This is a genomic window from Streptomyces sp. NPDC058145, from assembly GCF_042884245.1.
Taxonomy (GTDB): Bacteria; Actinomycetota; Actinomycetes; order Streptomycetales; family Streptomycetaceae; genus Streptomyces.
This window is the reverse complement of sequence record NZ_JBHVUH010000001.1, coordinates 278,322-288,868: the sequence shown is the minus strand read 5'-3', so window position 1 is coordinate 288,868 and position 10,547 is coordinate 278,322. Positions and strand designations below refer to the sequence as shown.

Here is a 10,547-nt window from a genome sequence, read left to right as displayed (position 1 = left end):
GGTCCCCCCGGGTGCCGCCGTGGTGGTGGGCCCATCCCGCCCACGGGGGGGGGGCGCCTCGGGGAATGCGACCACCGGGGCGCGGTCGGAAGCCGACGTTCGGCTTCCGACCGCCCCTCGTCCACCTCAACCGCGCGCGGCCATCCGCACGAACGCGGCCCACTCATCGGCGCCGACGGAGAGGGACGCCTCCCCCGGCCGCTTGGAGTCACGGACCAGCACGGCCGTACCGGCGTCGGCGACCTCGACGCACTGGCCGCCGTCTCCCGCGCTGTAGCTGCTCCTCTGCCAGACAAGCTCGGCTGCCTGATCGGTTTTGACCTTCACAGCTCTCCTATGAGCTTCTCGATCCAAGCCAGCGACCCCTTGGGGGTCTTCGCTTGTGCCCTGATGACTCCGTACGTGGACTCGAACCCCTGGACCTTCGCCGGCTGTGTGTACAAGGCGCTGTGACTCTGCACCTCTGTGTACGCAATCCTGCGCCCTGAACGCGTGAGGATCAACGTGAACGGCCCGGCAACTCCGGCGTGCTCATCCCGGTCTGTAGGCATGACCTGAACTTCGACGTTCCGTTCATGCCCGAGCAGCAGTAGGTGCTCCAGTTGGGCGCGGTGCACCTCCTCGCCGCCCAGCGGCCGTAGGAGCACGTGCTCTTCGATAACGAAGCTGAGGAGCGGCTTGGGCACACGTGAGAGCAGCTTCTGTCGATCGCGCCGTGCCGAGATGCGCTACTCCACGGTGTCCGCGTCCAGCAAAGGCCGCCACATCTCGAAGACAGCGCGCATGTACTCGTCGCACTGGAGAAGGCCGTTCACCAAGTGGACGTCATACGCGTGCAGTTCGGCGGCCTCGGCCTCGTAGCGCACAAAGGGCCGGAAGAACGACGGATACCGAGCCTTGGCAACCTCCTCCTTCATCGCCACCAGCACACCGCGCGCACCCAGCGCCCGATCCACCGCGTCGATCAGGTCCGGCTTGGGAATCCGTCGCCCCTGCTCCACCGCCGCGATCTGCGCCTCGCCGTACCCGACCCGCTCCCCCAACTGCGCCTGGGTGAGCCCGCCCTGCTCCCGCAGCAACTTGATCTGACGCCCGAAGCAGCGCAGGAACTCCCCGCCCGCCTCTCCCTCAACACCCGCGCCCGAGTCGGCCCCCGACTCCATGCAACCCTCCTGACCCACCGCTCACTGTCCGTGATCGCAGAGTAGGAGTCGCGTGCGTCAACCGATCGCAAACTCGGGCAGGTTGACTCGTGTGAGTGAACGCTGACCAGCGAAAGCTTTCTTCACTCGACGCGTCCATCCGCACACTCTCCGTGCGGTACGGTCACCCCAACAGCGCACCGCACATGACTCGGCCCCCGCAACGGTTGCAGCCGTTCGCGAGGGCCTGAACCACTAGTGGAAGCAGACTCCACCGTGATTTACCGGCACTGTATCGCGCCCCCGCGCGCCTACACCCAGTTCTCGCACGACATCATCCGGCACCCCCGCCTCTCCTCGGACGCGGTCCGCCTCCTGACCTGGCAGCTCTCCCTCCCCCAAGGCACCCGGGAATCCCTCTCCCGAACCGCCGAACGAGCCAACATCGGCGCCTGTGCCTTCACCCGCGCCAAGCGCCAGCTCAAGGACGAAGGGTTCGTGCACGAGCGACGCGTCCAGGGCCCCGGCGGCCACTGGGTCACCCAACAGCTCGTCTCCAACGTGCCGTTAAGCCCCGCCGAAGCCGCCAAGCTCCTCGCCCGGACGCCCGTGTCGCCGTCATCGCCGCAGGTCGCACCGAGTCCCCGGAATCCGGCGGTCGGTGAGCGGACCGGTCGGCTCACCGACGGTCTTCCCTACGGCGACACCTATGGGAACACCCGCAACCGACCCCCCAAACCCCCCGAGGACGCACCCGATGCCCCCGCACCCGCCCAAGCCGCCGAAGCCCCGCACGCCTCGCCAACCCCGGAAGCCCCGCAAGCCGAGGTAGACCACGAGAACCACCGGCCCGATCCCCCAACCCCCCACCTCGAAGAGGCCCGCACCCTCGCCGCTTCCTACCGCGACCTCGACCCGGCCCTGCGCACCATCCCCCGCGCGATGCACGCCGAGCTGACGGACCTCACCGCCCGCTGGCTCGCCGCCGGGCACCCGCCCGCCGCGATCCGCGCCCACATCCTGCGCAACCTCCCCGACGGCGACACCCGCGTCCACCGCCCCGGCGGCCTCCTGCGCTACCTGCTCAGCGAGGTCCCGCCGGTACCGCCCGCCCTCACCTCGCCGCCACCGCGAAACACGCCTCCGCACGCCCCGCAGGAGCACCCCGGCCTCTCCACCCGGCTCGCCACCCTCCGCGAATGCGAGGGCGACCACGTACAGGCGACCCTCTTCCGGCCGACCGGAGAGGAGCCCCTGTGTCCGGCATGCACCGCCCGCACCACCACCGTGCCCAGGTGATCGCGCCAGCTTCGCGCCAGCCCCTCGTCCCCGGCACCTGGGAACGGCAAACGGCTGCATGTCCGAGCTGCTCGACAGCCTCGATTCCGGGTGACAGTTTCGGGGGATGTGCACCAGCATGGTGGCAGGCTTCGCATACCGTGGCGGCCTACGGCGCCGGCGACGGAAGGGGGTACGGCATGAGGATCGAACTGGCCCTGAAGCTGCGCGGTCCGGACGCGGGCATGGACGCCCAGGATTCCCTTCGCACCATGCAGACCATGCTGTCCCTGCTGCACGAGCTGGAGGTCACAGAGACCGCTCGACCGAGCGGTGAAGGAACCCGCTGGGCCTTCAACGAACTGCGACTCGGGAGTGTCGCCTGTGTCCTGGAGCCCCTGCGGATCGCCGAGCATTCCACCTACGACGTCGTGGAGCGTGTGGTGCGCAGCGCGGTGGGAGGACTCCACGAGGCCGAGGCCAGCGCGCGCATTCCCACCGGTTGGACGTTCCGGGCAGCGCATCTCGGGCGGCGCATCGCCCGGTCCCTCGGAGCGTCTCCGGACGTCGGCATGTTCGTGGAGGTCCGGGGGGACGGGGTGGCGCTTCGCTCGGCGGAGGTCACGCAGCGAGCGGCGCTGCATCTGGACAGTGCCACGAAGGCCCGCTTCCGCACGTTCGGGTCCCGCCGTGGCCGCCTCAGCGGACTGGGGGAAGGCAAGCAGCAGCGCCCTCACGCCCTGCTGCGCACCGAGGTGGGCGGCGAGATCATCCCCGTTCACTTCGCCGACGACCTCGATCCCACCCTCCGCCGGGCGTGGCGCCGCGACCGTGTGGAGGTGACAGGCGAGATCACGGAGAACGCACAGGGACAGAGCGTCCAGATGCGGGCGACGGAGATCGAACTGCTGCCGACGGAACCACAGCTGTCGGACGACGAACTGCGGGCGGGGTTCTGGCCCGACATGACCGGCGGCCAGGACGCAGTGGAATATCTGGAGGCCCTGCGTGGGGAGAACTGACCACCCGGGGTCGGTGTACCTGGACACCAACTGCTTCGTCGACTGGGCGCAGGGGACGGGTTGCCCGCGCGAGGCGGAGAGCATGCTGAGGGCCGGCAAGGCAGGGCGCGTGCGGTTGTACACCTCGACACTCACCCTCGCTGAGGCCCGTGGCACCAGCGACAGCACCCATCGACTCCGCATCCGGGCACTGCTCCAGGAGCCCTACATCACCCTCGTCGAAGTGACCCGGCGCGTCGGCCCCCTCGCGAACGACATCACCGCCGAGCGCCCGAAGATCAAGGGAGCCGACGCCGTTCACCTCGCCTGTGCGTGTTTCGCCAAGGTCGACGTCCTCATGACGCGCAACTTCCGCGACTTCAAGCCGGACGACGTGTACCGGGGCGTGCTGTTGCGCGTGCCGTTCGAGTTCGGAGGCGAAGGGCTCTTCGCGGCCTCGGACGCCGACTGATCGGCCGTGGCAGGCCCGGCAACCCCAAGCCCGGCCCGCCCCGACCGGAGGGACGAACCGGGGGCTCTCGCGTCGCACGCCTCGGACCAGTGGGAGGAACGTCCTGCCCGAGGCGTGGTGCGCGTTGTCCCGCCGGATCCGGGCCACATCACCGGCCACGCCCAGACCCCGCCAACAGCCTTTGCTCCCCCTTTGCAGTGATCGAACTTGCGCACGACTCCTCCGGGTTAGAGTCGAACGGTCCGGGCGGCCGACGGAGGGGGCGAGCACCAAGTCATGGGCGACAAGGGCGAGATACTCGACATCAAGATCGCCGACATCAAGCGGACAGCACCGTATTTCAGCCACGAGAGCGTTGCGCTCGCACAGGCTCTGACCAAGCTGAAGACCGGCCTGTCGGCGGTCGGCGCGCCCTGGGGCGACGACGAGCAGGGCACCAAGTTCCACGAGACTTACGGGCCTCTGGTCAAGCGGATCGAGCAGTCCGCCCAGACTCTGGCCACCGGACTGGCCAGCATCCACACGGCGATGGCCGACATGGCCGACGGCCACATCGAGAACGAGCAGCTGATCCGTTCGATGTTCAGCCGGATCGACGTCCCTCACGACACCGGGGGCCACGGCAGCTGAGCGTCGCCGACAAGGCCCGCAAGGTCGTCCAGGACCTGACGGGCATGTGGTGGCCCGCGGCCGACGTCGACGGGCTGCGGGACGCCGCGAAGGCGTGGCGGGACTTCGCCGACGACATCGAGGACGTCACCGCCGCCGCCAACAGGGCCGCCCGCTCCCTGATCGAGCACAACAAGGGCGAGGCCATCTCCGCCTTCGACGACCCCTTCTGGCGCCGCTACTACCACGACAAACACGGCTGGCTGAAGGACCTGTCCGACGGCGCCCGCGACATGGCCAAGGCCCTGGACGCCTACGCCGACGCCGTACACGCCGCGAAGAAGAGGCTCGAACACGAACTGGAGATCGTCGGCGCCACCCTCGTGGCGGGCACCCTCCTGGCCGTCTTCACCGCGGGCCTCTCCGAAGGAGCGGCCGTCGCGGCCGCCGCGACCGTCGCCGAACCGCCGCCGGGCTGGGTGTCACGGTCACGGCCGAGGTCGCCACCATCGCGGGCACCACCCTGGCCACCGCCGCGATCGCGGGCATCGAGTCCGTCACCGTCGACCTCGCCGTCGCCCAGCCCATGTCCATCGCCCTGGGTGAGCAGAAGGGGCTCAGCCTCGACGAGGCCCGCGACGCCGCCGCCTACGGCGCGCTCCTGGGCGGTGGCTTCGGCGGCGGGGGCGCTGCCGTCAGAGCCGCGAGCAGGGCAGGCGGCTGGAGCGAACTCCTGGGCGGAGTCCGGCTGCCCGGCTTCTCCCCCGAGTTCGCCCTGCCGGGCGGCGCAACGGCGTCGGCGGACGACCTGGGAATGGCACTCCGTACGGGTCAAGGAGGCGGCTACGGCGCGGCGCGTCAACCGCCGCCCTACTGCAGGCCGCTCGACGGCCTCGGGCGTGCCCAAGGCGTCGACACGACGATCACCAAGTCGATGCTGAACACGGGCAGCAAGGCGAGCAGGCGCGTGAAGCCACCTGGCTGGCTGGGGGATACCGCCGATCACACGCGCGGGCACCTGCTCGCTCGGGCCCTGGGCGGCGACGGAGCGGCGCCGGAGAACATCGTGATCATGTACAGAACCGCGAACAATGAGGTCATGGAGAAGCTGGAGGAGCGGATCTACAAGGTTGTCGACGCCGGCCACGACGTGAAGTACTCGGCGACGCCCCTCTACAGAAATCCCGCCGACGACATCCCCGCAGGCGTCCGGATCGTCGCCAAGGGCGGCGGCCTCGACATCGACCAGACGATCATCAACAAGTAGGCAGAACATGACTGACCTGGAACTTCTGGCGGCCTTCCCGGCCACGGGCGAAGCGGGCCTGGTGCCCAACGACTGGGAGCGGACCGAGGCGGCGCTGGGCGTCACCTTCCCTTCTGCCTTCATGCGCTTCCTGGACGTCTTCGGAGGTGCGAAGTTCGACGACTTTCTTCGCGTCTACCGTGCGGGCGCCGACAACCTGAACGCCGATCTCCTGACTCGGACCCAGCAGGCCAGGAAGACCATGGCCACGACCCGGCCCCATATCCAGAAGCTGCTGGCCGAACGCGGAACGGAGACGTCCGACCTGGTGTGCTGGGGCGGCACGGACAACGCGGACATGTGCTTCCTGATCCCCGACGAGGACCACCGCAAGTGGGCTGTGCTGTCTGTCATCGGCCGGGGAAGCGAGTACGACCTCTTCGAAGGTCCTGTGGAAAGCTACCTCCTGCGCATCCTGCGGCGGGATCTTGTGAGCGACGTCTTTCCGGAGGACTTCCCGGACGAAGCGCCCTCCTACGAACGCCACCCGCACATCTGAGTCACCGGAAGCGGAACAAGGGCATGTGATCGCCGCCAGAACCACGCTCGCCGCATGCCTTTCGTCCGTCGTTCCAAGACACCGCCTTGTCGACGACCGCTTCGTGCGGCTGCGTGACGGCGTCACCGCGCAGTCCTGGTGGACAGCGGTGACGGACTGCGCGGGACGGCTGACACTGCCCGAGGTGGACCTGCGTGCCGTGCACGGCCTGAAGTTCGCGGAGGCGCCGCCCCGGCGGCTCGCGGAAGCCACTCTCGCCGCGCGTCTGGCGGATGAGGAGGGGGCGCGGATGGCACTTGCGGAACCGGTCCGGTTCCTTGTGCAGCGGACGGGCTGAAGGTACAAGCCCGGCGCTTCCAGAGCCCAGGGCTCACCGGCTCATCACCGTCTCCCGGCCCATCCGGGACAGCTTCTCCGGGTTGCGGACCGCGTAGAGGCCCGTGATGAGGCCGGCGTCGAGGCGGAGGGCTATGACGGTGTCGAGTTCGTGGCCGCGGTGGATGAGCAGGGCCGGGTGGCCGTTGATCTGGGCCGGTCGCAGGGAGACCGCGGGGTCGATCCTGCTCAGAACCTCAAGCACCGAGGCGGCGCCCACCACCGGCCGCAGGGCGGCCCCTACGACTCCGCCGCCGTCGGTCAGCAGGACGACGTCCGGTGCGATCAGGTCGAGCAGGCCCCGCGGGTCCCCCGTTTCGACGGCCCGCTGGAACGCCGCGAGCGCGTCGCGGGTCTGGGCCGGGGAGACGGCCTCGCGGGGACGGCGGGCCGCCACGTGGGCGCGTGCCCGGTGGGCGATCTGGCGGACCGCGGCCGGGTTCTTGTCGACGGCCTCCGCGATCTCGTCGTACCCCAGGCCGAACACCTCGCGCAGGACGAACACCGCGCGCTCGGTCGGTGCCAGAGTCTCCAGTACCAGCAGCATCGCCATGGACACGTTGTCGGCCAGCTCGACGTCCTCGGCCACGTCGGGCGCGGTCAGCAGTGGCTCGGGGAGCCAGGGGCCGACGTAGGACTCCTTGCGGCGGCGCAGCGTGCGCAGGCGGCTCAGCGCCTGGCGGGTGGTGATGCGGACCAGGTAGGCACGCCGGTCCCGCACCGCGCCGAGGTCGACGCCGGCCCAGCGCAGCCAGGTCTCCTGGAGGACGTCCTCGGCGTCGGCGGCCGAGCCGAGCATCTCGTAGGCGACGGTGAACAGCAGGTTGCGGTGGGCGACGAAGGTCTCCGTGGCGGGGTCCGGGTCGGCGGACGGCTCGGTGGTGTCGTCCGTGTGCGCGCTGTGCTCGGTCATGGCCGGCTCCCCTGTTGGCTCTCGTCCGTGTCACGCACAAGACGCCGTACCGGGCCGAAGTGTGACACGGCGGCGGGTGGGCCGCGTCACACATCAGGGCTGTCACACGGTGCGGGCGGGCGGCGTCTCGTGGTCGTCAGGACGCCGCGAACGATTCACGCGGCGGTACCGCACGAGTGAGGACAAGGTCATGGAACCCCGTTTCAACCTGTTCGACAGCCCGACCGCCGCGAAGGTCGCCAAGCGGTTCTACAGCACCTCGCTGGCCCTGGACGAGTCGACGCTGCCGAAGGCCCTGCGGGAGCTGGTGGAGCTGAGGGTCGGTCAGCTCAACGGCTGCGGCTTCTGCGTCGACATCCACACCAAGGAGGCCGCGGCCGCCGGTGAGTCCGCGCTCCGGCTCAACCTGGTCGCCGCCTGGCGCCACTCCACCGTGTTCACCGAGGCCGAGCGGGCCGCCCTGGCGCTCGCCGAGGAGGGCACCCGGCTCGGCGATCGGGGCGTGACCGACGAGACCTGGGCCGAGGTGCGCAAGCACTTCGACGACGACCAGGTCGGTGCGCTGGTCTGCGTGGTCTCCCTGATCAACGCGGCCACCCGGATGAACGTGATCGTGCACCACCCAGGGGGTTCGTACGAGCCGGGGATGTTCGACAGCTTGTCGAGCTGACCGGCGGCCGGTTCCGGGGGGACGGAGGACGAGGGGCGGAAAACGCGGGAGGCCCGGCACCCCGAAGGGTGCCGGGCCTCGTCGCTGAGGTGCCTCAGTGGGCGTGGCCGTGGCCGTGGCCCGCGGCCGGCTCCTCGTCTTCCTTCTTCTCGACGACCAGGGTCTCGGTCGTGAGCAGGAGGGAGGCGATGGAGGCGGCGTTCTCCAGGGCGGAGCGGGTGACCTTGACCGGGTCGATGACGCCGGCCTTGACCAGGTCGCCGTACTCGCCGGTGGCGGCGTTGAAGCCCTGGCCCTTGTCGAGCTCGGCGACCTTGGAGGTGATGACGTAACCCTCGAGGCCGGCGTTCTCCGCGATCCAGCGCAGCGGCTCGACGGCGGCGCGGCGGACGACCGCGACACCGGTGGCCTCGTCGCCGGTCTTGTCGAGGTTGCCCTCGAGGACCTTGACGGCGTGGACCAGCGCGGAGCCACCACCGGAGACGATGCCCTCCTCGACCGCGGCGCGGGTCGCGGAGATGGCGTCCTCCAGACGGTGCTTCTTCTCCTTCAGCTCCACCTCGGTGGCGGCGCCGACCTTGATCACGCACACGCCGCCGGCCAGCTTCGCGAGGCGCTCCTGGAGCTTCTCGCGGTCCCAGTCGGAGTCGGTGTTCTCGATCTCGGCCTTGATCTGCGCGACGCGGCCCGCGACGTCCGCGGAGTTGCCGCCGCCGTCGACGACCGTGGTGTCGTCCTTGGTGACGGTCACGCGGCGGGCGGAGCCGAGCACGTCAAGACCGACCTGGTCGATCTTGAGGCCGACCTCCTCGGAGATGACGGTGCCGCCGGTGAGGGTCGCGAGGTCCTGGAGCATGGCCTTGCGGCGGTCGCCGAAGCCCGGGGCCTTCACCGCGACGGCGTTGAAGGTGCCGCGGATCTTGTTGACGACCAGGGTCGACAGGGCCTCGCCGTCGACGTCCTCGGCGATGATCAGCAGCGGCTTGGAGGCACCCGACTGGATGACCTTCTCCAGCAGCGGCAGCAGGTCCTGGATGGAGCTGATCTTGCCCTGGTTGATCAGGATGTACGGGTCGTCGAGGACGGCCTCCATACGCTCCTGGTCGGTGACGAAGTACGGCGACAGGTAGCCCTTGTCGAAGGCCATGCCCTCGGTGAAGTCCAGCTCCAGACCGAAGGTGTTGGACTCCTCGACGGTGATGACACCGTCCTTGCCGACCTTGTCCATGGCCTCGGCGATCAGCTCGCCGACCTGCTGGTCCTGGGCGGACAGCGCGGCGACGGCGGCGATGTCGGACTTCTCGTCGATCGGGCGGGCCGAGGCGAGCAGGTCGTCGCAGACGGCCTTGACCGCGGCGTCGATGCCCTTCTTGAGCAGCGCCGGGGAGGCACCGGCGGCGACGTTGCGCAGACCCTCGCGCACCAGCGCCTGGGCCAGCACGGTGGCGGTGGTGGTGCCGTCACCAGCGATGTCGTTGGTCTTGGTCGCCACCTCCTTCACCAGCTGGGCGCCGAGGTTCTCGTACGGGTCATCGATCTCGACCTCACGGGCGATCGTGACACCGTCGTTGGTGATGGTGGGAGCGCCGAACTTCTTGTCGATGACGACGTTGCGGCCCTTGGGGCCGATCGTCACCTTCACCGTGTCGGCCAGCTTGTTGACGCCGCGCTCGAGGGCGCGACGGGCGTCCTCGTCGAACTTCAGGATCTTCGCCATGACAGCGGGAGCCCTCTCGGGAATCTGTGGGTGAAAAAGGCACTGCGCCCCGGGCGCCCGGCTTCTTATGTGGTCGCGGGGGCCAGGGGCGCAGCGTCAAGCATCAAAACTGCTCGAGGTGTCTTACTTCTCGATGATCGCGAGGACGTCGCGAGCCGAGAGGACGAGGTACTCCTCGCCGTTGTACTTCACCTCGGTGCCGCCGTACTTGCTGTACAGGACGACGTCGCCGACCTTGACGTCGAGCGGCAGGCGCTCGCCGTTCTCGAAGCGGCCCGGGCCCACGGCGAGGACGACGCCCTCCTGGGGCTTCTCCTTCGCGGTGTCCGGGATGACCAGGCCAGAGGCGGTGGTCTGCTCGGCGTCGAGCGGCTGGACCACGATGCGGTCCTCGAGCGGCTTGATGGCAACCTTGGAGCTGGTGGTCGTCACGATCCGACCTCCCCCTTCGGAGATCTCACGGGGTTAACTGTCTGAGGTGGCGACCAGGTGGATCCGTCGTCGCGGGTGCCGGACCTGCCCGTCGCGTAGTTGGCACTCTCATCTGCCGAGTGCCAGAGCCGAG

Annotated in this window: 12 protein-coding genes and 1 pseudogene; 8 read left to right on the top strand and 5 right to left on the bottom strand. The window is 69.4% G+C overall.

From position 1 onward, the window contains the following. Nucleotides 1-126 precede the first annotated feature (126 nt). The gene (locus ACFVVO_RS01475) at nt 127-327 is read right to left on the bottom strand and encodes a DUF397 domain-containing protein (protein ID WP_390050927.1); all 201 of its coding nucleotides are present in this window, start codon (nt 325-327) and stop codon (nt 127-129) included. Further along, a pseudogene (locus tag ACFVVO_RS01470) lies at nt 324-1,163 on the bottom strand (Scr1 family TA system antitoxin-like transcriptional regulator). The gene ACFVVO_RS01475 and the pseudogene ACFVVO_RS01470 overlap by 4 nt, the downstream one beginning before the upstream one ends. Nucleotides 1,164-1,418: 255 nt before the next feature. Here ACFVVO_RS01470 and ACFVVO_RS01465 point away from each other — a divergent pair. The 7 genes from ACFVVO_RS01465 to ACFVVO_RS01435 all read left to right on the top strand — a co-directional run bounded on the left by ACFVVO_RS01465 (nt 1,419) and on the right by ACFVVO_RS01435 (nt 6,644). Further along, a complete protein-coding gene (locus ACFVVO_RS01465) occupies nt 1,419-2,441 on the top strand; it encodes a hypothetical protein (RefSeq protein WP_390050926.1) in 1,023 nt (340 codons plus the stop codon). A gap of 179 nt (nt 2,442-2,620) precedes the next feature. Beyond that, on the top strand, nt 2,621-3,442 hold the full coding sequence (locus ACFVVO_RS01460; RefSeq protein WP_390050925.1) for a hypothetical protein: 822 nt from the start codon (nt 2,621-2,623) through the stop codon (nt 3,440-3,442). Beyond that, nucleotides 3,429-3,893: a type II toxin-antitoxin system VapC family toxin gene (locus ACFVVO_RS01455; protein ID WP_390050924.1), complete on the top strand. Its 465-nt coding sequence runs from the start codon at nt 3,429-3,431 to the stop codon at nt 3,891-3,893. The genes ACFVVO_RS01460 and ACFVVO_RS01455 overlap by 14 nt, the downstream gene beginning before the upstream one ends. 276 nt (nt 3,894-4,169) lie before the next feature. Beyond that, nucleotides 4,170-4,523 carry a hypothetical protein gene (locus ACFVVO_RS01450; RefSeq protein ID WP_390050923.1) on the top strand — a complete coding sequence of 118 codons (354 nt, stop codon included), beginning with the start codon at nt 4,170-4,172 and terminating at the stop codon, nt 4,521-4,523. A 565-nt stretch (nt 4,524-5,088) separates the two neighbouring features. Continuing rightward, on the top strand, nt 5,089-5,769 hold the full coding sequence (locus tag ACFVVO_RS01445; RefSeq protein WP_390050922.1) for a DNA/RNA non-specific endonuclease: 681 nt from the start codon (nt 5,089-5,091) through the stop codon (nt 5,767-5,769). A 7-nt stretch (nt 5,770-5,776) separates the two neighbouring features. Continuing rightward, nucleotides 5,777-6,307 (top strand): hypothetical protein, encoded by a 531-nt coding sequence (locus ACFVVO_RS01440; protein WP_390050921.1) that lies wholly within the window; start codon nt 5,777-5,779, stop codon nt 6,305-6,307. Between the two features lie 103 nt (nt 6,308-6,410). Further along, complete coding sequence (locus tag ACFVVO_RS01435) at nt 6,411-6,644, top strand: hypothetical protein (RefSeq protein ID WP_390050920.1); 234 nt, start codon at nt 6,411-6,413, stop codon at nt 6,642-6,644. A 33-nt stretch (nt 6,645-6,677) separates the two neighbouring features. On the opposite strand, the gene ACFVVO_RS01430 is transcribed toward ACFVVO_RS01435, so the two are convergent. After that, on the bottom strand, nt 6,678-7,595 hold the full coding sequence (locus ACFVVO_RS01430) for an RNA polymerase sigma-70 factor (protein ID WP_390050919.1): 918 nt from the start codon (nt 7,593-7,595) through the stop codon (nt 6,678-6,680). A gap of 190 nt (nt 7,596-7,785) precedes the next feature. On the opposite strand from ACFVVO_RS01430, the gene ACFVVO_RS01425 reads away from it, so the two are divergent. Next, nucleotides 7,786-8,265, top strand: a complete 480-nt coding sequence (locus ACFVVO_RS01425; protein WP_390050918.1) for a carboxymuconolactone decarboxylase family protein — start codon at nt 7,786-7,788, stop codon at nt 8,263-8,265. 94 nt (nt 8,266-8,359) lie between these two features. On the opposite strand, the gene groL is transcribed toward ACFVVO_RS01425, so the two are convergent. Continuing rightward, nucleotides 8,360-9,982 carry a chaperonin GroEL gene (gene groL / locus ACFVVO_RS01420; RefSeq protein WP_390050917.1) on the bottom strand — a complete coding sequence of 541 codons (1,623 nt, stop codon included), beginning with the start codon at nt 9,980-9,982 and terminating at the stop codon, nt 8,360-8,362. A gap of 123 nt (nt 9,983-10,105) precedes the next feature. Then, nucleotides 10,106-10,414: a co-chaperone GroES gene (gene groES, locus ACFVVO_RS01415; RefSeq protein ID WP_390050916.1), complete on the bottom strand. Its 309-nt coding sequence runs from the start codon at nt 10,412-10,414 to the stop codon at nt 10,106-10,108. Nucleotides 10,415-10,547: the final 133 nt, after the last annotated feature.